At 70.7% G+C, this 22,216-nt stretch carries 18 protein-coding genes; 11 read left to right on the top strand and 7 right to left on the bottom strand.

Annotated features, from left to right (window positions below; genetic code table 11):
* Positions 1-156: 156 nt before the first annotated feature.
* Complete coding sequence (gene clpX, locus AC4IJH_RS38515; protein WP_490856642.1) at positions 157-1,446, top strand: ATP-dependent Clp protease ATP-binding subunit ClpX; 1,290 nt, start codon at positions 157-159, stop codon at positions 1,444-1,446.
* A 79-nt stretch (positions 1,447-1,525) separates the two neighbouring features.
* Here clpX and AC4IJH_RS38510 read toward each other — a convergent pair whose 3' ends face one another.
* Complete coding sequence (locus tag AC4IJH_RS38510) at positions 1,526-2,464, bottom strand: hypothetical protein (protein WP_490856641.1); 939 nt, start codon at positions 2,462-2,464, stop codon at positions 1,526-1,528.
* A 137-nt stretch (positions 2,465-2,601) separates the two neighbouring features.
* On the opposite strand from AC4IJH_RS38510, the gene AC4IJH_RS38505 reads away from it, so the two are divergent.
* A complete protein-coding gene (locus AC4IJH_RS38505; RefSeq protein WP_490856640.1) occupies positions 2,602-5,223 on the top strand; it encodes a valine--tRNA ligase in 2,622 nt (873 codons plus the stop codon).
* Here the strand turns inward: AC4IJH_RS38505 and AC4IJH_RS38500 are convergent.
* From AC4IJH_RS38500 to AC4IJH_RS38475, 6 genes are all read right to left on the bottom strand, one after another.
* Positions 5,189-6,388 carry a hypothetical protein gene (locus AC4IJH_RS38500; RefSeq protein WP_490856639.1) on the bottom strand — a complete coding sequence of 400 codons (1,200 nt, stop codon included), beginning with the start codon at positions 6,386-6,388 and terminating at the stop codon, positions 5,189-5,191. The two genes, AC4IJH_RS38505 and AC4IJH_RS38500, sit on opposite strands and share 35 nt — an antisense overlap.
* A gap of 154 nt (positions 6,389-6,542) precedes the next feature.
* Positions 6,543-6,719, bottom strand: a complete 177-nt coding sequence (locus AC4IJH_RS38495) for a hypothetical protein (RefSeq protein ID WP_490856638.1) — start codon at positions 6,717-6,719, stop codon at positions 6,543-6,545.
* A 75-nt stretch (positions 6,720-6,794) separates the two neighbouring features.
* Entirely contained in the window at positions 6,795-8,159 is a 1,365-nt protein-coding gene (locus tag AC4IJH_RS38490) for an XrtP-associated glycosyltransferase (RefSeq protein ID WP_490856637.1), read from the bottom strand.
* A 141-nt stretch (positions 8,160-8,300) separates the two neighbouring features.
* Entirely contained in the window at positions 8,301-9,470 is a 1,170-nt protein-coding gene (wecB, locus tag AC4IJH_RS38485) for a non-hydrolyzing UDP-N-acetylglucosamine 2-epimerase (protein ID WP_490856636.1), read from the bottom strand.
* 180 nt (positions 9,471-9,650) lie between these two features.
* Entirely contained in the window at positions 9,651-10,343 is a 693-nt protein-coding gene (locus AC4IJH_RS38480) for a response regulator transcription factor (protein WP_490856635.1), read from the bottom strand.
* Positions 10,340-11,515, bottom strand: coding sequence for a PAS domain-containing sensor histidine kinase (locus AC4IJH_RS38475; RefSeq protein WP_490856634.1), 1,176 nt, complete (start codon positions 11,513-11,515; stop codon positions 10,340-10,342). The genes AC4IJH_RS38480 and AC4IJH_RS38475 overlap by 4 nt, the downstream gene beginning before the upstream one ends.
* A 109-nt stretch (positions 11,516-11,624) precedes the next feature.
* Here AC4IJH_RS38475 and AC4IJH_RS38470 point away from each other — a divergent pair, with 109 nt between their 5' ends.
* The 9 genes from AC4IJH_RS38470 to rodA all read left to right on the top strand — a co-directional run bounded on the left by AC4IJH_RS38470 (position 11,625) and on the right by rodA (position 22,117).
* Complete coding sequence (locus tag AC4IJH_RS38470; protein WP_490856633.1) at positions 11,625-13,073, top strand: peptidoglycan D,D-transpeptidase FtsI family protein; 1,449 nt, start codon at positions 11,625-11,627, stop codon at positions 13,071-13,073.
* Between the two features lie 98 nt (positions 13,074-13,171).
* A complete protein-coding gene (folC, locus tag AC4IJH_RS38465) occupies positions 13,172-14,698 on the top strand; it encodes a bifunctional tetrahydrofolate synthase/dihydrofolate synthase (protein WP_490856632.1) in 1,527 nt (508 codons plus the stop codon).
* 3 nt (positions 14,699-14,701) lie between these two features.
* Positions 14,702-15,055 (top strand): DUF4233 domain-containing protein, encoded by a 354-nt coding sequence (locus AC4IJH_RS38460; protein WP_490856631.1) that lies wholly within the window; start codon positions 14,702-14,704, stop codon positions 15,053-15,055.
* Positions 15,056-15,125: 70 nt separating this feature from the next.
* Positions 15,126-15,539, top strand: a complete 414-nt coding sequence (gene ndk, locus AC4IJH_RS38455) for a nucleoside-diphosphate kinase (protein ID WP_490856630.1) — start codon at positions 15,126-15,128, stop codon at positions 15,537-15,539.
* 295 nt (positions 15,540-15,834) lie between these two features.
* The gene (locus tag AC4IJH_RS38450) at positions 15,835-16,854 is read left to right on the top strand and encodes a rod shape-determining protein (RefSeq protein WP_030249658.1); all 1,020 of its coding nucleotides are present in this window, start codon (positions 15,835-15,837) and stop codon (positions 16,852-16,854) included.
* A gap of 218 nt (positions 16,855-17,072) precedes the next feature.
* Complete coding sequence (gene mreC / locus AC4IJH_RS38445) at positions 17,073-18,005, top strand: rod shape-determining protein MreC (protein WP_490856629.1); 933 nt, start codon at positions 17,073-17,075, stop codon at positions 18,003-18,005.
* Positions 18,006-18,008: 3 nt separating this feature from the next.
* Positions 18,009-18,734, top strand: coding sequence for a rod shape-determining protein MreD (gene mreD / locus AC4IJH_RS38440; protein ID WP_490856628.1), 726 nt, complete (start codon positions 18,009-18,011; stop codon positions 18,732-18,734).
* Positions 18,735-18,782: 48 nt separating this feature from the next.
* Positions 18,783-20,921: a penicillin-binding protein 2 gene (gene mrdA / locus AC4IJH_RS38435; protein WP_490856627.1), complete on the top strand. Its 2,139-nt coding sequence runs from the start codon at positions 18,783-18,785 to the stop codon at positions 20,919-20,921.
* A gap of 20 nt (positions 20,922-20,941) precedes the next feature.
* Positions 20,942-22,117, top strand: a complete 1,176-nt coding sequence (gene rodA, locus AC4IJH_RS38430; protein ID WP_490856647.1) for a rod shape-determining protein RodA — start codon at positions 20,942-20,944, stop codon at positions 22,115-22,117.
* The last annotated feature ends 99 nt before the right edge of the window (positions 22,118-22,216 follow it).

Here is a 22,216-nt window from a genome sequence, read left to right as displayed (position 1 = left end):
TTCGTCGCGAGTTGAGCCGGAGTGACGCCCCCTTGGACCGAGTGGACCGAGTCGGTCCAAGGGGGGCCCGTACGGGGGGCCCGGCAAGGTACCGTCGATAGGCAAGCACCCGGGTCCGCGGAGCAATGCGGATCCCAGGCGAAGGGGAAGCACCTCGTGGCACGCATCGGTGACGGCGGCGACCTGCTCAAGTGCTCGTTCTGCGGGAAGAGTCAGAAGCAGGTGAAGAAGCTCATCGCGGGACCTGGTGTGTACATCTGCGACGAGTGCATCGACCTCTGCAACGAAATCATCGAGGAGGAACTCGCCGAGACCTCCGAGGTCCGGTGGGAAGAACTCCCCAAGCCCCGGGAGATCTACGAGTTCCTGGAGGGCTACGTCGTAGGCCAGGAGGCCGCCAAGAAGGCGCTCTCGGTCGCCGTCTACAACCACTACAAGCGGGTGCAGGCGGGCAACAACGGCGGCGGGCGCGGCGCGGACGACGGCATCGAGCTGGCCAAGTCCAACATCCTGCTGCTCGGCCCGACCGGCTCCGGCAAGACGCTGCTCGCGCAGACGCTCGCCCGGATGCTCAACGTCCCCTTCGCCTTCGCCGATGCCACGGCGCTGACGGAGGCCGGCTATGTCGGCGAGGACGTGGAGAACATCCTCCTCAAGCTCATCCAGGCCGCGGACTTCGACATCAAGAAGGCCGAGACCGGGATCATCTACATCGACGAGATCGACAAGGTCGCCCGCAAGAGCGAAAATCCCTCGATCACGCGCGACGTATCGGGTGAAGGCGTCCAGCAGGCCCTGCTGAAGATCCTGGAGGGCACCACCGCCTCGGTTCCGCCCCAGGGCGGCCGCAAGCACCCGCACCAGGAATTCATCCAGATCGACACGACGAACGTGCTGTTCATCGTCGGTGGCGCCTTCGCGGGCCTGGAGAAGATCATCGAGGCCCGGGCAGGCGCCAAGGGCATCGGCTTCGGCGCCACGATCCGCTCCAAGCGCGAGATCGAGTCCAAGGACCAGTTCCAGGAGGTCATGCCGGAGGACCTGGTGAAGTTCGGGATGATCCCGGAGTTCATCGGCCGCCTTCCCGTCATCACCTCGGTCCACAACCTCGACCGCGAGGCGCTGCTGCAGATCCTGGTCGAGCCGCGCAACGCCCTGGTGAAGCAGTACCAACGCCTCTTCGAACTCGACGGTGTGGAGCTGGACTTCGACCGCCCGGCCCTGGAGGCCATCGCCGACCAGGCGATCCTGCGCGGCACCGGCGCCCGAGGCCTGCGCGCCATCATGGAAGAGGTCCTGCAGTCGGTGATGTACGAGGTCCCCTCCCGCAAGGACGTGGCCCGCGTCGTCATCACGGAGGACGTCGTGCACTCCAACGTGAACCCGACCCTCGTACCGCGCAACCGCGGCGGCGAGTCGGGCGAGCACCACGAGAAGAGCGCCTGAGCCGTACGCCTCAAACGGGGCCGCCCCGCAGCAACTCGCTGCGGGGCGGCCCCGTTTCGCGTCCGGGTGGGCCCGGCTGTCACAGCTCCTGACGGGACTCGGTGCGGATCTTGGCGGTCTTCTCCGCCAGCTCCCGCGCGGGGATGGGCTTTCCGACCCTCCCCGCGGCGAGCGGGCTGTCGGTGCCCGTGTTCATCACCACGCCGACCGCGCTGGAGTCGCCCCAGATGCAGATGTTGAGGTTCATGGTCAGGGTGATCCCGTTGGTGGACTGCGTCGCCTTCATCTCCTTGCACTGGAGCACGGCGCCGTCGAAGTCGCTGGGGGTGATCGGGGTCGGCGGGGTGACGGTCGTGAAGTCGGCCTTGCCGAACTTGCCTTCCTTCTGCTTCGCATCGATCTGGGCGAACATCTTGTCCACCGCGCTCTTGGGGTCGCCGACCTTGCCGTAGACCCCGATCACGCTCAGCGACTGCTTCTGGGGGCCGGCGTAGTTGCTCGTCACGCTCCTGCCGTTCTGGATGCCCAGCGCCAGGGTCTCCTGGTCCTTGGACACGTCCTTCTCGCGGGTGCTGGAGCCCGGCTGGCGGTCGTACTCACCCAGGACCTTGTCCGGCAGGGCGAGCCGGTACGGCTTGACGTCATCGCCGCTGCCGAACGCGAAGTACGCCCCCACTCCGATCGCCGCCACGACCGCGACCGCGCCGATGGCCAGGCCGATCGTCCTGCCCTTGCCGCCGCCGGAGGAGGAGCCGCCGCCGGACTGCTGCGGGACCTGCCCGTAGGGCGGCTGCTGGCCCGGGACCTGGCCGTAGGGGGCGGGCTGGCCGGGATGCTGCATCGGCTGGCCGTACGGGGCCTGCGGCGCCTGCTGCGGGTAGCCGTAGGGCTGCTGCGGGGGAACCGGACCGCCCTGCTGCGGGTAGCCGTAGCCCGGCTGGGGCGCGGGCTGCGCGTACGGGCCCGGCTGGGGAGCAGGCTGCCCGTACGGGCCGGGCGGCGGCTGGTTGAAGCTCATGGAGCGGTTCCCCTCGTGACTGCTGGTGTCGGTGGTGCTCGTGCGTTCCGAACATCCTGTACGACGCGTGAGGCCCCCCGTGCCCCGGGGGCGAAACCGATTCGAGACTGCTACACACCCGCCCGTACAATCGGCTCGTGACCGAGAACACTCAGCAGCAGCCAGCAAGCTCCCCCGAACTGCCGACCCAGTACGCGCCGGCCGAGGTAGAGGGGCCGCTGTACGAGCGCTGGGTAGAGCGCGGTTACTTCGAGGCGGACGAGAAGAGCGAGAAGCCGCCGTACACGATCGTCATCCCGCCGCCCAACGTCACCGGCAGCCTCCACCTGGGCCACGCCTTCGAGCACACGCTCATCGACGCCCTCACCCGCCGCAAGCGCATGCAGGGCTTCGAGACGCTGTGGCAGCCGGGCATGGACCACGCCGGTATCGCCACCCAGAACGTCGTCGAGCGCGAGCTGGCCAAGGAGGGCAAGTCCCGCCACGACCTGGGCCGCGAGGCGTTCGTGGAGCGCGTGTGGCAGTGGAAGGCGGAGTCCGGCGGCCAGATCTCCGGCCAGATGAAGCGCCTGGGCGACGGCGTCGCCTGGTCGCGCGAGCGCTTCACGATGGACGAGGGCCTGTCCAAGGCCGTCCAGACCATCTTCAAGCGGCTCTACGACGACGAGCTGATCTACCGCGCCGAGCGCATCATCAACTGGTGCCCGCGCTGTCTGACCGCCATCTCGGACATCGAGGTGGAGTACCAGGACGACGACGGCGAGCTGGTCTCGATCCGGTACGGCGAGGGCGACGCCTCCATCGTGGTCGCCACCACCCGCGCCGAGACGATGCTCGGTGACACCGCCGTCGCCGTCCACCCCGAGGACGAGCGCTACCGGCACCTGGTCGGCACCGAGATCGAGCTGCCGCTGACCGGCCGCCGCATCCCGGTCGTCGCCGACGAGCACGTGGACCCGGAGTTCGGCACGGGCGCGGTCAAGGTGACCCCGGCCCACGACCCGAACGACTTCGAGATCGGCCGCCGCCACGACCTGCCCAACCTCGCGGTCATGGACGAGCACGCCGTCATCACCGCGCACGGCCCCTTCCAGGGCCTGGACCGCCTGGAGGCCCGTAGCGCGATCGTCGCCGCGCTGCGCGCCGAGGGCCGCATCGTCGCCGAGAAGCGCCCGTACACCCACTCGGTGGGTCACTGCTCGCGCTGCAAGACGACCATCGAGCCGCGGCTGTCGATGCAGTGGTGGGTCAAGGTCGGCCCGCTGGCCCAGGCCGCGGGCGACGCGGTCCGGGACGGCAAGGTCGCCATCCACCCCAAGGAGATGGAGTCCCGCTACTTCGGCTGGGTCGACAACCTCCACGACTGGTGCATCTCGCGCCAGCTGTGGTGGGGCCACCGCATCCCGGTCTGGTACGGCCCGAACGGCGAGGTCGTCTGCGTCGGACCGGACGAACAGCCGCCGAGCGGCGAGGGCTGGACGCAGGACACCGACGTCCTGGACACCTGGTTCTCCTCGGGCCTGTGGCCGTTCTCCACCCTCGGCTGGCCCGAGAAGACCCCCGGCGTCGAGAAGTTCTACCCGAACTCCGTCCTGGTCACCGGCTACGACATCCTCTTCTTCTGGGTCGCCCGGATGATGATGTTCGGCCTGTACGCCATGGACGGCACCCCGCCGTTCCACACCATCGCCCTGCACGGCATGGTCCGTGACGAGCGCGGCAAGAAGATGTCGAAGTCCTTCGGCAACGCGGTCAACCCGCTGGACTGGATGGACAAGTACGGCTCGGACGCCGTCCGCTTCACGCTCGCCCGCGGCGCCAACCCCGGCACGGACGTCCCGATCGGCGAGGACTGGGTCCAGGGCTCGCGCAACTTCGCCAACAAGATCTGGAACGCCACCCGCTTCGCGCTGATGAACGGCGCGACGGTCGAGGGCGAACTCCCGCCCGCCGAGCAGCTGTCGGCGACCGACCGGTGGATCCTCTCCCGCCTCAACTCGGTCGTGGCCGAGGTCGACGCGTACTACGAGGACTACCAGTTCGCCAAGCTCTCGGACGCCCTGTTCCACTTCGCGTGGGACGAGGTCTTCGACTGGTACGTGGAGCTGTCCAAGACCACGTTCATGGCGGGCGGCCCGGCCGCGGACGCCTCGCGCCGCGTCCTCGGTGAGGTCCTGGACGTCACCCTGCGCCTGCTGCACCCCATCGTCCCGTTCGTCACGGAGACCCTGTGGACGGCGCTGACCGGCGGCGAGTCCGTCGTGATCGCCCAGTGGCCGTCGGACTCGGGCTTCCGTGACGCGGCGGCCGAGAAGGAGATCGAGACGGTCCAGCAGGTCGTCACCGAGGTCCGCCGCTTCCGCTCCGACCAGGGCCTGCAGCCCGGCCAGAAGGTCCCGGCCCAGCTGGACCTGGCGGGCACGGACCTGGCGGCGCACGAGGCCGCGATGCGTTCGCTGCTGCGCCTGCAGCCCGCGGGCGAGGACTTCAGCGCCACCGCCTCCCTGCCGGTCGCGGGCGCCACCGTCGCCCTGGACCTGTCCGGCGCCATCGACGTCGCGGCCGAGCGCAAGCGCCTGGCCAAGGACCTGGCCGCGGCGGAGAAGGAGAAGGCCCAGGCCACCGCCAAGCTCGGCAACGAGGCGTTCCTCGCCAAGGCGCCCGAGCAGGTCAAGGAAAAGATCCGCGGCCGCCTGGAGACGGCCGAGGCGGACATCGTCCGGATCACCGCGCAGCTGGAGGCCCTGCCCAAGGCGTAGCCGCCTGAGGTGTCTCAGGGCCCGACGGCCCCTCGTCCTTGCGGGCGGGGGGCCGTCGCCGTCCCCGCCCGCCCCGCTCCCGTACGGGCCACAGCAGGACGTACGCCGTCGAGAGAGCCACGAACGCCAGCCGGATCAGGCCGCGCGCCGAGTCGTCCGGGACCACGAACACGCTGCCGTACAGCATGATCAGCGCGATCCAGCTCCACCAGGGCACGAGGCGGCGCTGCCCGATCACGTCCCACAGCAGGGTGCCCAGCAGCACGGAGGCGGAGTAGTACGTGTAGACGCTGGGGTCCAGGACGATGCGGGCGTTGGCGCCCAGCAGCACCACCGCGGCCCAGCGCCCGCGCCACACCGCCACACACCCCAGCACCAGGCCGAGCGCGGCCTGCGCCGGCCGGTCCCAGCTGGGGGTTTCGGGGTCGCCGACGCCCAGCCAGCGCAGCGCGGACGCCGGGTGGTTGGGGATGGTGAACTCGGCCGCGGCGAAGGACCGGGCATCGCCGAGGAAGAACGGCAGCCACGCCAGCGCCACCAGCCCCGCGCACCACAGCCCGGCGCGCAGCCACTGCTTGCGGGGCAGGGCGAGCAGCAGCGGGGTGAAGGCGAGCGCGGTCGGCTTGGAGTCCATGGCCAGGGCCAGGAAGACACCGGTCAGGGCGGCGTTGTCGCGGGTGAGGGACCGTACCGCCAGCGCCGTGAAGAACAGCGCCAGTACGTCGTCCAGATGCCCGAAGCGGACCGCGACCTCGATCCACATCGGGATGAAGGCCAGGCCCGCTATCAGGACGCGCTGCCGCAGCCGCTGGTGGTTGGTGCCGGTGCCCAGGAAGTAGGTGGCCGCGCTGCGCCCGGCGAGGACCACGATGACCAGGCCGAGCAGCGACATGATCGCCAGCGCCAGGAACTGGCCGGTCTGTTCGGGGAAGGGGTTGAACAGCCCCGCCACCAGGAAGCTGACGGGCCCCATCTGGAGCTCGGGGTGGTGGGCGTAGAGATTGAGCCCGCCGGTGCCGTCGCCGGCGGACCCCTGGTAGATCAACTCCCCGCCGGTGCGCAGATAGTGCCAGGAGAAGCCGCCGTTGGGCACCACGACGACGAACCACAGCACCGTCCACGCGGTGAGCAGGATCAAGTGCATCCGCTGACTGATGACCGGCATGCGCACGCTTGCTCAGCTCCCGCTTCCCCGCCTGAAGATCCGGGCTCCGTGCAGAGCCCGCCGAGAAAGAGGAGCTGAGCGGGCGGAAAGTTGTCCGGGTCAGCGGATGTGACCTACGTCGCTGCCGGGATCAGTGGTGTCGGCGTCCGCGGGGTCAGCGCTCGGTGCGGCGCCGCAGCAGGCGCGAGCGCAGCAGCAGCCCGGAGCCGATCAGGGCGGCGGCGCTCACGGACAGGGCCAGGACGCCGTTCGAGCCCAGGCCCAGCCCGGTGGCGGCCAGGGCACCGCCGCCGGCGCCGAGGGCGGGGGCGGACATCGAGCTTCCGTACATGGTCGAACTCCTTGGAGAGGGAAGGCCGTTGAGGCCTTCGGCGGTGGTGGAGGGCGGCGCGGCGCTCGGGCCGGGTCAGCTCTCCAGTGCCACGGGACCGGCGCTGACCGGCTCCGCGTTGCGGCGGGTCTTGGCCCAGCCGGTGCGGCCGCGCAGGGTCCGTACGAGCGCGCGCAGCGAGGCGGGGAAGAGGTGGTAGGCGTACAGCCACAGCGCCAGGCCCCACACCAGCGAGACCAGCAGCGAGCGGTCGGGCGCGCGCTCCTTGCGGTAGACCGGCCCCCACAGCAGGAACGGCGCGACGGACAGCACGGTCAGGACCGCCAGCAGCGGCCAGACGGCGGCCATCGGCTCCAGGACCGGGCCCGCCCCCTGGTCGGCGATCTTCAGTCCGAGCAGGGTGAGCAGCACCGCGGACAACAGGAGCGTGACCAGGTGGGCCAGCGGCTGGACGAAGGTGTAGAGGGTCTCCAGGACGCCGCGGCCGCTGTAGTGGCGGGAGGCGATGATGCGCGGCGCGTAGCGCACGCACTGGAGGTTGCCCTGGGCCCAGCGGGTGCGCTGGGTCAGCAGGCGGCGGGCGCGCGGCAGGCCCTCCTGGGAGACCCAGGTGTCGTGGACATGGGTGATCCGGTAGCCGCCCAGGATCATGTGCAGACCCAGCTCGTAGTCCTCCAGCAGCGCGCCCTGCTGCCAGGGGCGCCGCTCGGCGTCCGCGATCCGGTCCAGGGCGGTGAGGCGGGTGAACTGCCCGTTGCCGCCCAGTCCGACGGAGCCCGTACGGGTCCGCAGCAGCTGCATACCGGCGTTGGAGACGGTGAACTCCATGTCCTGGACGCGCACCAGGAGGCGGGCCAGCGCGTTGCGGACACGCCCGTGGTCGCGCAGCGGGGTGCGCTCGTCGGCGTTGCGCATCCGTACGGTGACCTGCACACCGCCGATCTCCGGGTCGCCGAAGGCGGCGGGGCCGCTGACCGCGCGCAGGGCGTGCGGGGCCAGCTGCCCGTCGGCGTCGATGACGCAGACCACGACGCGCGAGCGGTCCACCCCCGGGGCGAGGTACTCGCCGAGCTGGGCGTAGGCGTCATTGAGCGCCGCGCCCTTGCCCAGCCGGGCGTTGGGCCGCACCCGGCGCACCAGATGCACCCGCCGGTCGTCCTCGGCCAGGTCGGCGACGATCGCGCCGGTGCGGTCGTCGCTGTCGTCGTCGATCACCCACACGTGTGCGGTGGGGAAGTCGCCGCGCAGCCGCTGCACGGTCGTGGCGACCACGGCCTCCTCGTCCCGGCACGGCACGAAGAAGTGCCAGTCGAAGACGTCCGGGTCGCCGGGCTCGGTGGCGGCGCGGCGGGTGAAGGCGTGCCGGGCACCCGCCCAGTACAGGAGGAAGCAGACCAGCAGAACGAACGGAAAGAGGAAGAGGGTCAGGTTTTCGGGCATGGGGGTCCTTGGGGGGCTTCAGGGCAGGAAGAAAGGGGGAGGCGGAGCCCCCGTGAGGGGCGCGGGGCCGTGCCGGGATGCGGCTTTGCCGCGTGGGCGCGACCAGCACCCGCCGGCCGGGTGCATGACCCGGCAAAGCGGTTACGCGGCGGCGGTCAGCTCTGCGGACGGCGCGGCGGCGGCCTTGGCGGCGATCGCCGCGAGGATGCCGACGATCCGCTCGGAGGCGCTGCCGTCGCCGAAGGGGCTCGGCAGCGCCGCCAGCCGCGCCCGCCCCTCGGCCCCTTCGGCCAGCCGCGCGCGGGCGGCGCGGCCGATGGCCGGGCCGGGGGAGACCAGCTCGGCGAAGTCGGCCATCGCCTCGGGCCGCTCGGTGGAGTTGCGGACGACGACCAGCGGGCGGCCCAGGACCGTAACCTCCTCCTGGACGCCGCCGGAGTCGGAGACCAGCAGTGCCGCGTGCCGGGCCAGGGCCAGGAACTCCCCGTACCCCAGCGGGCGGATCACCGTCAGGCCGTCCAGCATCGGTGCCAGCCCGGCGGCCTCGGCGCGGGCGCGGGTGCGCGGGTGCAGCGGCAGCACGACCGGGGTGCCCTCGGCGGCCAGCGCGCGCAGCTCGGTGAGGATGGCGCGCAGCGCGGCCGCGTCGTCGGTGTTCTCGGGGCGGTGGACGGTGGCCAGCAGGTAGCCGTCGGCGCGCAGGCCGTGCTCGGCCAGCAGCGCCGTCCGCTCGGCCTCACCGGGCAGCTGGTTGCGTACGGCCTCCACGACCGTGTTGCCGGTCAGCGCGATCCGCTCCTGGGGCACGCCCTCGGCCAGCAGGTTGGCGCGGTTGTCCGCGGTGGCCGCGCACAGCACGTCCGCCAGCTGGTCGATCATCACCCGGTTGTGCTCCTCGGGCATGTTGCGGTCGTGGCTGCGCAGCCCGGCCTCGACGTGCACGAGCGGGATGGAGCGGGCGTTGGCGGCCAGCGCGCCGGAGAGCGAGGCGTTGGTGTCGCCCTGGACGACCACGGCCAGCGGGGGCCGGGCGGTGAACAGCGTGTCGAGCTGGCCCAGCGCGGCGGCGATCTGTACGGCGCGCGGCTGCCCGCCCACCCCGGTCAGGAACGTCGGCTCCGGCAGCCCCAGTTCGGCCAGGAAGCGCCCGGACAGTTCCTCGTCGTAGTGCTGGCCGGTGTGCACCAGGTGCGCGGCCGGGCCCAGCAGCCGGATCAGGTCGGTGAGCTTGACCAGCTCGGGGCGGGTGCCCAGGACGACGGCGACGCTGCGGGGCGGCAGAGCGGGGAGGAAGGGGCGCGTGGCGTGCACAGGAACTCCAGGGGCGGCAGGCGGGGACAGCCCAGGAGTCTGTGAGCGGCCGGTTGCCGGACCGGGAGGCCAAGAGTTGCTCAAGAGTTGCAATCTTCGCCAAAGCTGAAATAAGGGACTTAGGGCCCGTACGGCACGGACCATGGACCACGGGGCGGGCGCCGAGAAGAGCCCGCCGGCTCAGGCGCCCGGCTCGCCCCGGTAGCGGTAGCCCAGCCCCCGTACGGCCTCGATGGGGTCCGTGGCGCCGTCGCCCACCGCCTCCTGCAGCTTCCGGCGCACCCGCAGCACCGCGAACTTCACCCGGTCCCGCCCGATGCCGGCCGGGTCGTCCCACACCACGTCCAGCAGCTGCTCGGTGGTCACCACCCGGCCCCGGTTGCGCACCAGCACCTGGAGCAGGCGGTACTCGATGTCGCTCAGCCGCACCTCCTCGCCCCGCCACAGCGCCGATCTGCGCTCGGGCACCAGGCGCAGCGAGGGGTCCACGCTGTCGCCCGCCCACCGGGCGGGCGCCGCACGGCGCAGCAGCGCCTCGATACGGGCCAGCAGCTCCTCGTTGCCGAACGGCTTGGGCAGATAGTCGTCCGCGCCCGCCCGCAGCCCCCGCACCCGGTCGCTCTCCTCACCGCGCGCGGTCAGCAGCAGCACCGGCAGATCGGACATGTCGCGGGTGCGCTCCAGCACCTCCCAGCCGTTGAGCCCGGGCAGGCCGATGTCCAGCACCATCAGGTCGGGCCGGTCGGCGAACAGCCTGCGCAGCCCCTCGCGCCCGTCGCCCGCGGCCAGCACCTCGTAGCCGGCCCGGGTGAGCAGCATCCGCAGCGCCAGCGCCACATCGGCGTCGTCCTCGACGACGAGCACCCGGGTCACGGCGGGGCCAGCCGGTACGGGCGCGAGGGCGGCGGCGGGTCCGCCTCGGGCTCCGGGGGCCCGGCCACCGGCAGCCGCAGGGTGAACACCGCGCCCTCGCCCTCGTCCGCCGAGCCGTTCACGGTCAGCGTGCCGCCGTGCCGCCACACGATCTCCCGGCTCAGCGCCAGGCCCAGCCCGGTGCCGGGAAAGCCGCCGCTCTGCGCGTTGGGGGCGCGTACGAAGCCGGAGAAGATCTCCTCCCTGGACTCCTTGGGGACGCCGATGCCGGTGTCGGCGACCGTGATGCTCCAGTACGCGTCCTCGGGCGCCGCGCTCACCGTGATCCGGCCGCCCGCCGGGGTGAACTTGGCGGCGTTCTCCAGGAGATTGGCCAGGACGTGCTCCAGGCGGTGCTCGTCGCCGTACAGCACGGGGCCCTTCTCGCAGTTCAGCGTGACGAACACCCCGGCCTCCGAGGTGGTGGCCATCCGGTCCAGCACGGCGTGCTCCAGCATCCGCGGGATCTCCACCTCGCCGAATTCCAGCCGCAGTTGGGGCTCGCGCAGCCGGGTGGTGTCCATCAGCGTGGTGATCACGGTCCGCATCCGCTCGGCGTTACGCCGGATCGCGTCCAGGAAGGCGCGCTGGTCGGCGTTGAGGCACTGGGGGACGGGGTCGGCCAGCAGCTCGCAGAAGCTGAGGATGGAGGTGAGCGGGGTACGCAGCGAGTGCGAGGCCAGCGCCAGGAACTCGTTGCGCTGGCGGGCCAGCTCCGTCAGCGCCTGGTTGTCGCGCGCCAGGTCGTGCTCCAGGCGCATCTGCTCGGTGATGTCGGCCGCGGTCCACAGCGAGCCCAGCAGCTCGCCCTCGTCGCCGTACAGGGGCTCCACGTCGCGGCGGATGATCCGGCCGTCGGTCAGATTGATCTGGGCGGCCCGGTGCATCCGGCGCGCGGCGATGGCGTGGGTGCTGTCCACCGCCCAGTCGGGCCGGTCGGCGAAGGTCGCGACGACGGCGTCCACGACCGGGTCCAGCGGCGCGCCCGGTGTGGTGTCCACCACCTCTGCCAGGCCGAACATCTCGATGAAGCGCCGGTTGGCGTAGCCCACCCGGTCGTCGCCGCTCTGGAAGATCGCCGCCGTGGGCAGCGCCTCCATCAGGGCGTGCAGCCGGTCGCGGTGCTTTCTCATACCGCTCTCATCGAGTCGGTGAACCATGACTGCATCCAGGAGCTTCCTCACGTATCCGGGAGCTTTCCGGAAAAACCGTACGTCCAGGAACGAGGAGCCGCGCCTTCACATGAACAAGCCACTGCGCCGTGTCTCGGTCTTCTGCATCACGCTGGTGCTCGCGCTGATGGCATGGGCCACCTGGATCCAGGGGGCCAAGGCCACCAGCTACCAGGACGATCCGCACAACCCGCGCCTGACCATCGCCAAGTACTCCCAGCCGCTCGGCGACATCCTGGTCGGCGGGCAGCCGGTCACCGGCTCCGCCGAGACCTCGGGCGACCTCAAGTACAAGCGGACCTACAAGGACGGCGCCCTCTACGCCCCCGTCACCGGCTTCTCCTCCCAGATCTTCGGCAGCACCCAGCTGGAGAGCCTGTACGGCAAGATCCTGGACGGCTCCGACGACCGGCTCGGCAACCCGCTGAACGCCCTGGAGCGCCAGCGCCCCAAGGCGGGCGACGTGCACACCACCATCGACCCCAAGGTGCAGAAGGCCGGCTACGAGGCGCTCGGCGACAAGACGGGCGCCGCCGTCGCCATCGACCCGGCCACCGGCGACATCCTGGGCATGGTCAGCACGCCCTCCTACGACCCCGGCGCGTTCTCCGGCTCCTCCGCCGCCGACCAGAAGGCCTGGAAGAAGCTGGAGGGCGACAAGGGCAAGCCCCATGTGAACCGCGCGCTGCGCCAGCCGCTGCCGCCCGGCTCCACCTTCAAGCTCGTCGTCGCGGCCGCCGCCCTGGAGAACGGCCTGTACGGCTCGGTCGACACCCCCACCGACAGCCCCGACCCCTACACCCTTCCGGGCACCCGGACCGTACTGAAGAACGAGAGCGCCTCGGCGCCCTGCAAGAACGCCACCATCCGCACCGCGCTCCAGTACTCCTGCAACACCGTCTTCGCCAAGATGGCCGCCGACCTGGGCAAGGACAAGGTACGGGCGCAGGCGGAGAAGTTCGGCTTCAACGACGACAAGGTGGACACCCCGGTCCGCGCCACCAAGAGCGTCTACCCCTCCGAGATGGACAAGGCGCAGACGGCGCTGTCGGGCATCGGCCAGTTCGACGACCAGGCGACGCCGCTGCAGATGGCCATGGTGGTCGCCGCGATCGCCGGCGGCGGCGACCTGAAGACCCCGCAGCTGGTCGACAAGATCACCGACGGCAGCGGCGGCACTCTCCAGCAGAACAGCCCCACCACCTACCGGCAGGCGGTCTCCAAGGGCACCGCCGAGCAGCTCAAGTCGGCCATGGAGACGGTCGTGGACAAGGGCACCGGCTCCAACGCCAAGATCGACGGGCTGACGGTCGGCGGCAAGACCGGCACCGCCCAGCACGGCGTGGACAACAGCGGCACGCCCTACGCCTGGTTCGTCTCCTACGCCACCGACAGCCACGGCAAGCAGGTCGCGGTGGCCGTCATGGTCGAGGACAGCGACGCGGCCCGCAACGAGGTCTCCGGCAACGGGCTGGCCGCTCCGGTGGCCCAGGCGATGATGAAGGCGGCCCTGAAATAGCGGGGCGGCCCTGAAACTGCGCCGCAGGGGCGCCGCCGCGGTGCCCCTGCGCACGCCGCGCGCGACCGCTGTCAGAGGCGACTCGTAGACTGGTCGGCGTGAGCGAGAGCCCCCGAAACGACGAGCCCGACCCGACCGCCGACCCGGCCGACCACTTCAAGGAGATGGTCGAGGCCGAGACCAGCCGCGACCCCGATCTCGCGGTGATCGAGGCCGGCAGCCGGACCCTGCGCGCGCAGGCCGGGCCGCCGCAGGGGGACGGCGTCCCCGCCCGCCCGACCGACCCCGAGGTCGACCGGGCGCTGCGCGAGGTGGAGGCCGAGCTGGCCGGCCGCTGGGGCGAGACCAAGCTGGACCCCACGGTGCAGCGCATCCAGGCCCTGATGGACATCCTGGGCGAGCCGCAGCGCGCCTACCCCTCCATCCACATCACGGGCACCAACGGCAAGACCAGCACCGCCCGCATGATCGAGGCCCTGCTGGCCGCCTTCGACCTGCGCACCGGCCGCTACACCAGCCCGCACGTCCAGTCCGTCACCGAGCGCATCAGCCTGGACGGCGCCCCCATCTCCGCCGAGCGCTTCATCGAGACGTACCAGGACATCGCTCCGTACGTGGAGATGGTCGACGCCCAGCAGGAGCACCGCCTCTCCTTCTTCGAGGTGCTCACGGCCATGGCGTACGCCGCCTTCGCGGACGCGCCGGTGGACGTCGCGGTCGTCGAGGTCGGCATGGGCGGCACCTGGGACGCCACCAACGTCATCGACGGCGATATCGCCGTGGTCACCCCGATCTCCCTGGACCACACCGACCGCCTGGGCACCACGCCCGAGGAGATCGCCGGCGAGAAGTCCGGGATCATCAAGAAGGACGCCACCGTCGTCCTCGCCCAGCAGCCGGTGGACGCCGCCTCGGTGATGCTCAAGCGCGCCGTCGAGGTGGACGCCACCGTCGCCCGCGAGGGCATGGAGTTCGGCGTGATCGCCCGCGAGGTCGCCGTCGGCGGCCAGCTGCTGACCCTGCGCGGCCTGGGCGGCGAATACCCCGAGATCTTCCTCCCGCTGTACGGCGCCCACCAGGCGCACAACGCCGCGGTCGCGCTCGCCGCCGTCGAGGCGTTCTTCGGCATCGGCTCGCAGCACGCCCGCACCCTGGACATCGACACCATCCGCTCCGCCTTCGCCACCGTCTCCTCGCCGGGCCGTCTGGAGGTCGTCCGCTCCAGCCCCACCGTGGTCCTGGACGCGGCCCACAACCCCGCGGGCGCACACGCCACGGCCGACGCGGTCGCCGAGGCGTTCGGTTTCAGCCGACTCATCGGCGTGGTCGGCGCCAGCGCGGACAAGGACGTACGCGGCTTCCTGGAGGCCTTCGAGCCGATCTTCGCCGAGGTCGTGGTGACCCGTAACTCCAGCCACCGCGCCATGGACGCCGACGAGCTGGCCGCGGTCGCGGTCGAGGTCTTCGGCGCCGACCGGGTCCAGGTCGAGCCGCGGCTGGACGACGCCCTGGAGGCGGCGATCACCCTGGCCGAGGAGGACGGCGAGTACTCCGGCGCCGGCGTGCTGGTCACCGGCTCCGTCATCACGGTCGGCGAGGCCCGACTGCTCCTGGGGAGGGGCTGAGACATGCGCACACTCTGTGCTTCCACCCTGATCGGCGAGTTCTTCCTGATCGGCTTCGCCGGCCTGGTCGCGATGCGGCTCTACGACCTCCCGGCCGGCACGGTCTGGACGGTCAGCGGCATAGCGATGGCCCTGTGCGTCCTGCTCTGCGGGATGCTCACCCGCCCGGGCGGCGTACAGCTGGGCTGGGCCCTGCAGATCGCGCTGATCGCCAGCGGCTTCGTGGTCCCCACGATGTTCTTCCTCGGCGGGGTCTTCGCCGCCCTGTGGTGGGCCTCGGTCCACTTCGGCCGCAAGATCGATCAGGCCAAGGCCCGCTGGGCCGCACAGGCGGGCGCCGAGGCCGAAGCCGCGTAGGGCGGCGCCTGTTCACCCATGTAGCCTCAGGACACCCGCTCGCTGTCGTACGTACACAAGGAGCCCTTCCGTGAGCCAGCGCACGCTCGTCCTGCTCAAGCCCGACGCGGTCCGCCGCGGCCTGGTCGGCGAGATTCTCGGCCGAATCGAGAAGAAGGCCGGCTGGACGATCAGGGCCCTTGAGCTGCGCTCCCTGGACCGGGCGATCCTGGAGCAGCACTACGCCGAGCACGTCGGCCGGGACTTCTACGAGCCGCTGGTGGCGTTCATGTCCTCCGGCCCCGTGGTTTCCCTGGTCGTGGAGGGTGAGCGGGTGATCGAGGGCGTACGGACGCTGGCCGGGCCCACCGACCCGATCAAGGCGCCGGCCGGCTCCATCCGTGGCGACTTCGGCACCATCACCCGGGAGAACCTCATCCACGCCTCGGACTCCGAGGAGTCCGCCGAGCGCGAGATCAAGATTTTCTTCCCGGGTCTTTCCTGACCACCCATCAGGGCTAACCGGCTGATGACCAGGGGCGACCGAATGAACTTCGGTCGCCCCTCGGCATATGCACCACGATCGGGGGAACGCATCACCGCGACACGTCGTCACCATTAAGGGGGGCGGGTAGGTGTTCCGCTGACAATGGCGGAGGAACCTCGCACCGTGTTCGAGTGGGCGAGACTGCGAGACTACGATGGAAGCCTCCGCGCTCTTGGGCGCATCACACCCTGCCGACCTCAAGTAAGCATTCGCTCCAGTTGGGAAGGCCAGACGTATCCTCATGGGGAACAACATGTCGTTCATCGGCCGTGACATGGCTGTCGACCTCGGGACCGCCAACACGCTGGTGTACGTCAGGGGTCGTGGGATCGTCCTCAACGAACCGTCGGTCGTGGCCATCAACACCAATACCGGCGGCATCCTCGCTGTGGGCGCCGAGGCGAAGAAGATGATCGGCCGGACCCCCGGCAACATCGTCGCGGTCCGGCCTCTGAAGGACGGCGTGATCGCCGACTTCGAGATCACCGAGCGGATGCTCCGCTACTTCATCCTCAAGATCCACAAGCGCCGCTATCTGGCCCGCCCGCGCGTGGTGGTCTGTGTTCCCTCCGGCATCACCGGCGTCGAGCGCCGTGCCGTGATCGAGGCCTCCACCCAGGCAGGCGCCCGCCAGGTGCACATCATCGAGGAGCCGATGGCCGCCGCGATCGGCTCGGGCCTGCCGGTCCACGAGGCCACCGGCAACATGGTCGTCGACATCGGCGGCGGCACCACCGAGGTCGCGGTGATCTCGCTGGGCGGCATCGTCACGGCCCAGTCCATCCGCGTCGCGGGCGACGAGCTGGACAACGCGATCATCCAGCACATCAAGAAGGAGTACAGCCTCCTGCTGGGCGAGCGCACCGCCGAGAGCATCAAGATCACCATCGGCTCGGCGTACGACCTCGACCAGGACGAGCACACCGAGATCCGTGGCCGCGACCTGGTCTCCGGCCTGCCCAAGACCGTGGTGATCTCCGCCGCCGAGGTCCGCAAGGCCATCGAGGAGCCGGTCAACTCCATCGTGGACGCGGTCAAGACGACCCTGGACAAGTGCCCGCCGGAGCTCTCCGGCGACGTCATGGACCGCGGCATCGTCCTCACCGGCGGCGGCGCCCTGCTGCGCGGCCTGGACGAGCGGCTGCGCCGCGAGACCGGCATGCCGATCCACATCGCCGAGGACCCGCTGGACTCGGTCGCGCTCGGCTCCGGCAAGTGCGTCGAGGAGTTCGAGGCGCTCCAGCAGGTGCTGGACTCCCAGCCCCGCAGATAAACAGCCAACTGATCACCGCCGCACGGGTGAGACCCCATCCGTGCGGCGGATCGTTGATATACAGGCACGACGCGTTATAGAGCCGCCAGGCTCCGCACCGCCGTATAGCCGTACAGCACAGCCACAACGTTTCATAAAGGCACGACACTCACTCCCGAACGAGACCGGTGCGGGCCCGCAGCCGGCCGGTCCTACGAGGAAGGACACGGCCGCCGCACGTGAGGGACACACGAGAGAGCCGGCTGCTACTGGTGCTGCTGGTCGCGATCGCGTTCGCGCTGATCACGGTGGACATCCGCGGCGGCGAGCAGTCCCCGCTGGACGGTGCCCGCAAAGCCGCGGCCTCGGTCTTCGGGCCCGTCGAGAACGGCGTCGCCACCGTCGTCGACCCGGTGGGCAACGCCGTCGCGGCCGTCCGCGACTCCGGTGAGCGGCACAGCCGCATCAGCGAGCTGGAGCGCGAGAACGCCACCCTGAAGGCCAAGCTCGGCTCCTCCGACCGCAACCGCAACCGTGCCGCCGAGCTGGACAAGATGCTCAAGACCGCCGGCAGCGGCCAGTACGGCATCAAGGGCGCCGAGGTCATCGCCATCGGCGCCGCCCAGGGCTTCTCCTGGACCGTCACCATCGACGCCGGCGCCAACGACGGCATCACCCGCGACATGACCGTCCTCAACGGCGACGGGCTGGTGGGCCGGGTCACCACCGTCGGCCCCGACACCGCCACGGTCCTGCTCGCCAACGACCCCGACTTCACCGTCGGCACCCGCATGGAGAAGACCAACGAGATCGGCTTCGCCAACGGCCAGGGCGACCGCTCGCTGCGCGTCCAGCTGCTCAACGGCAAGGCCGAGGTCAAGCGCGGCGACCGGCTGGTCACCTTCGGCTCCAGCGCCGACCGGCCCTTCGTCCCCGGCGTACCCGTCGGCGAGGTCGTCAAGGTCGAGCCCTCCAACGGCGATCTGACCCGTACCGTCCAGGTCCGCCCCTATGTCGGCTTCTCCAAGCTCGACATCGTCGGCGTCGTCGTCCAGCCGCCGCGCCAGGACCCCCGCGACACCGTCCTGCCGCCCAAGCCCGCCAAACCCAAGCCGACGCCGACGGTCACCGTCACGGCCACACCCACCGCGAGCGCCACACCCAGGAGCTGACCGATGCGCTTCAACCGGATCCTGCTCTCGACCACCCTGGTGGTCGTGGCCCTGGTCATCCAGGTCAGTGTGCTCGCCCGGCTCCAACTGCCCGGCGCCGTACCGGACCTGCTGCTCCTGGTCGTCCTGGGCCTGGCCCTGGTCTACGGACACGTCGGCGGCGCCCTGGTCGGCTTCGGCGCGGGCCTGCTCGCCGACCTCGCCCCGCCCTCCGACCACGCCATCGGCCGCTACGCCCTGGTCCTGTGCGTCATCGGTTACGTCGCCGGACTGACCAAGCCCGAGACGGGCCAGCACCGCTCCGCGACCATGCCGCTGATCGTCGTCCTCGGCGCCGCCATCGGCTCCACGCTCATGTACGCCGGAGTCGGCTCGCTGGTCGGCGACGACGCGGCCCGCAACGTCGGCCTGACCGGACTGCTGCTCAGCGCCACCCTGTACGACCTGCTGCTCGCCCCCTTCACCGTCCCGCTGGTCATGGCGCTGGCCCGGCGCTCGGAGAACGACCCGCTGGCGGGGGAGAGTTCGGGCGGCACCCAGAGCGGGTCGGCCAAGGGCGGCGAGAGCGCGTACGGCTGGCTCAGCACCGGTACGGGCCTGAAGGCCAGCCGCACCGGACGCACCGGCTTCTCGTCCAAGAGCGCCCGCATCGGCAGCCAGCGCGGCGGGCTGCTGGGCAAGTCGGCCCGTAACAAGGCAGGGCGCATCAAGGGGGTCAAGCGGCTGTGACCCGCTTCCCGTCGCTCACCACCACCGTCAACGGAGGCGCTGCGCGCGATGTCCAACATCCCTGAGACCGGGCGGACCTCCCGCGTCACCATCCGCCTGATCGCGATCCAGATACTGGTCTTCTCGCTGCTGCTCACCCTCGGCGGACGGCTGTGGTACCTGCAGATCCGCAACGGCGACGAGTACGCGCACGAGGCCGCCAGCAACCACGTCCAGCAGGTCATCGAGCCCGCCACCCGCGGCTCGATCCTCGATGCCCGCGGGGTGGCGCTGGCTGACAACCAGACCCGGCTGGTCGTCTCGGCCTCCCGTACCGACCTGCTGAAGATGAAGGACGACGGCAAGGCGGTACTGGGGCGGCTGTCCAAGGTGCTGGGCATGTCGGAGCAGGAGATCCGCAACAAGGTGCGGCTGTGCGACGCCAAGACCCCGCAGCCCTGCTGGAACGGCTCGCCCTACCAGCCCATCCCGATCACGGACGAGGCCACCCCCAAGCAGGCCCTGCAGATCCGTGAGCGCGCCGAGGACTTCCCCGGGATCTCCGCCGAGCCCACCGCGGTGCGCCGCTACGCCGCGTCCGGCGGCGCCAACACCGCCCAGGTGCTGGGCTATCTCTCGCCGGTGACCGACGACGAGATCACCAAGGCCAAGGACTCCCGTTCGCCGCTGCTGCGCTCGGACCAGATCGGCCGCTCCGGCCTGGAGCGCACCTACGACAGCCAGCTGCGCGGCAAGGCCGGGGTGACCCGCTACGAGGTCGACAACCTCGGGCGGGTCATCGGCAAGGCCAAGAGCGACAAGGCCGTGCCCGGCGCCAACGTCGTCACCAGCATCGACGCCCGCGTACAGGCCATAGCGGAACGGGAGTTGGAGCAGGCGATGAAGGACGCCCGCAAGGAGTGGGACCGCAACACCCGCCGCAACTACAAGGCGGACGCGGGCGCGGTGGTGGTCATGGAGGCCAAGACCGGCCGGGTGGTGGCCATGGCGTCCAACCCCACCTACGACCCCAATGCCTGGGTGGGCGGCATCTCCGGCAAGGACTACGCGGCGCTGACCGGCAAGGACTCCAACTACCCGCTGCTCAACCGCGCGATCCAGGGGCAGGCGGCCCCCGGCTCGATCTTCAAGGTCATCCCGACCGCCGCCGCGGTCAACGCGGGCTACGACTTCAACGACAACTACAACTGCTCCAGCTCGTACAGCGTGGGCGGGCAGGTCTTCAAGAACTTCGAGTCCAAGGGGTACGGGCCCATCAGCCTGGGCCGGGCCCTGGAGGTCTCCTGCGACACCGTCTTCTACGACCTGGCCTACCGGCAGTGGCAGAAGGACGGCGGCAACAAGCCCAAGAACCCCAAGGACTGGTTCTACCGGACGGCCCACCAGTTCGGCCTGGGCAAGGAGACCGGCATCGACCTGCCCAACGAGGTCAGCGGCCGGGTCCCGGACCGTCAGTGGAAGAAGGACTACTGGAAGGCCAACAAGGACGGCTGGTGCAAGCAGGGCGCGCACGGCGACGACTATGTCTCCAAGATCGCCAAGGAGAACTGCGAGACCGGCATGAAGATGCGCGCCGGTGACTCGGTCAACTACTCCATCGGGCAGGGCGACACCCTCGTCACGCCGATACAGATGGCGACGATCTACGCGGCCATCGCCAACGGCGGCACCCTGTACAACCCCACCGTCGGCAAGGCCATCGTCAGCCCGGACGGCAAGGACATCGAGGAGATCAGGCCGAAGTCGCACGGCCGGCTGCCGGTGACCGGCAACACGCTGCGGCAGATCGACAGCGCGCTGGCGGGTGTGGCCACCCGGGGCACCGCGGCCTGGCGGTTCGGCGGCTGGCCGCAGGACAAGATCCCCATGCACGCCAAGACCGGTACGGCCGAGGTCTACGGCAAGCAGACCACGTCGTGGTTCGCGACGTACACCAAGGACTACACCGTCATCATGACCATCTCCCAGGGAGGCACCGGCTCCGGCGCCTCCGGGCCCGCCGTACGCAAGATCTACAACGCGCTGTACGGCGTGGACGACAAGGGCGGCATCAACCCCAAGGCGGCGCTGCTGCCCACCCCGCAGGAGACCCTGCCGAAGATCGAGAGCGACGGCACCATCGTCGCCCCGCCCATCAAGCCGTACGTGGCGCCCTCGCCCAGCCCCTCGGGGAGGCGCGAGTCGTGACCCATCCCAAGGGCTATCCCATCCGCCGCTACAGCCCCCAGCTCGGCGTCTGGGGCAAGGTGACCGCGCGCGACTCGATAGTGCGCCGGCTGGACTGGCCGCTGCTGCTGTCGGCTCTCGCGCTGTCCCTGATCGGCTCGCTGCTGGTCTACTCCGCCACCCGTAACCGCACCGAACTCACCCACGGCGACCAGTACTCCTTCTTCCTCAAGCACCTCATGAACACCGGCATCGGCCTCGCCCTGGCCGCTGCCACGATCTGGCTGGGCCACCGCACGCTGCGCGGCGCCATCCCGATCCTGTACGGCGTCTCGGTGGTCCTGGCGCTGATGGTGCTGACCCCGCTGGGCGCCACGATCAACGGGTCCCGCTCGTGGCTGGCGATTCCCGGCGGCTTCTCGCTCCAGCCCGCCGAGTTCGCCAAGATCACCATCACGCTGGCGATGGCGATGGTCCTGGCGGCCCGGGTGGACGCGGGCGACAGACCGTACCCGGACCACCGCACCGTCCTGCAGGCGCTGGGCCTGGCCGCCCTCCCCGTCGGCATCATCCTGCTGATGCCGGACCTGGGTTCGGTCATGGTGCTGGGCGCCATCATCCTCGGCGTACTGCTGGCCTCCGGCGCCTCCAACCGCTGGATCCTGGGGCTGCTCGGCGCGGGCGTGCTGGGCTGTCTGGCCATCTGGCAGCTGGGGCTGCTGGACGACTACCAGATCGCCCGGTTCGCCGCCTTCGCCAACCCGAGCCTGGACCCGGCGGGCGTCGGCTACAACACCAACCAGGCGCGGATCGCGATCGGCGGCGGCGGGCTGACGGGCGCGGGGCTCTTCCACGGCAGCCAGACCACCGGCCAGTTCGTGCCCGAGCAGCAGACCGACTTCATCTTCACCGTCGCGGGCGAGGAACTGGGCTTCCTGGGCGCGGGGCTCATCATCGGCCTGCTGGGCGTGGTGCTGTGGCGGGCCTGCCGGATCGCCCGCGAGACCAGCGAGCTGTACGGCACGGTCGTGGCCGCCGGGATCATCGCCTGGTTCTCCTTCCAGGCCTTCGAGAACATCGGCATGACGCTGGGCATCATGCCGGTGACCGGCCTCCCGCTGCCCTTCGTCTCCTACGGCGGCACCTCCATGTTCGCCGTCTGGATCGCCATCGGCCTGCTCCAGTCGATCCGCGTCCAACGCCCGGTATCCGCCTGATACTTACCTTTCCGCCCTGCCTGTGCCGGGGGGGGGGGGGGGGGGGGGGGGGGGGGGGGGGGGGGGGGGGGGGGGGGGGGGGGGGGGGGGGGGGGGGGG

Source organism: Streptomyces sp. UF-297 (genome assembly GCF_058245575.1).
The sequence above is the reverse complement of the archived record's forward strand: the minus strand, read 5'-3'. Positions and strand labels throughout refer to the sequence as shown.

Excerpts from the sequence above, each read along its gene's own strand:
- AC4IJH_RS38510 (WP_490856641.1), bottom strand. The coding sequence starts at position 2,464 with ATGAGCTTCAACCAGCCGCCGCCCGGCCCGTACGGGCAGCCTGCTCCC.
- AC4IJH_RS38500 (WP_490856639.1), bottom strand. The coding sequence starts at position 6,388 with ATGCCGGTCATCAGTCAGCGGATGCACTTGATCCTGCTCACCGCGTGG.
- AC4IJH_RS38495 (WP_490856638.1), bottom strand. The coding sequence starts at position 6,719 with ATGTACGGAAGCTCGATGTCCGCCCCCGCCCTCGGCGCCGGCGGCGGT.
- AC4IJH_RS38490 (WP_490856637.1), bottom strand. The coding sequence starts at position 8,159 with ATGCCCGAAAACCTGACCCTCTTCCTCTTTCCGTTCGTTCTGCTGGTC.
- AC4IJH_RS38475 (WP_490856634.1), bottom strand. The coding sequence starts at position 11,515 with ATGAGAAAGCACCGCGACCGGCTGCACGCCCTGATGGAGGCGCTGCCC.
- AC4IJH_RS38470 (WP_490856633.1), top strand. The coding sequence starts at position 11,625 with ATGAACAAGCCACTGCGCCGTGTCTCGGTCTTCTGCATCACGCTGGTG.
- AC4IJH_RS38460 (WP_490856631.1), top strand. The coding sequence starts at position 14,702 with ATGCGCACACTCTGTGCTTCCACCCTGATCGGCGAGTTCTTCCTGATC.
- AC4IJH_RS38450 (WP_030249658.1), top strand. The coding sequence starts at position 15,835 with ATGTCGTTCATCGGCCGTGACATGGCTGTCGACCTCGGGACCGCCAAC.
- mreD (WP_490856628.1), top strand. The coding sequence starts at position 18,009 with ATGCGCTTCAACCGGATCCTGCTCTCGACCACCCTGGTGGTCGTGGCC.
- mrdA (WP_490856627.1), top strand. The coding sequence starts at position 18,783 with ATGTCCAACATCCCTGAGACCGGGCGGACCTCCCGCGTCACCATCCGC.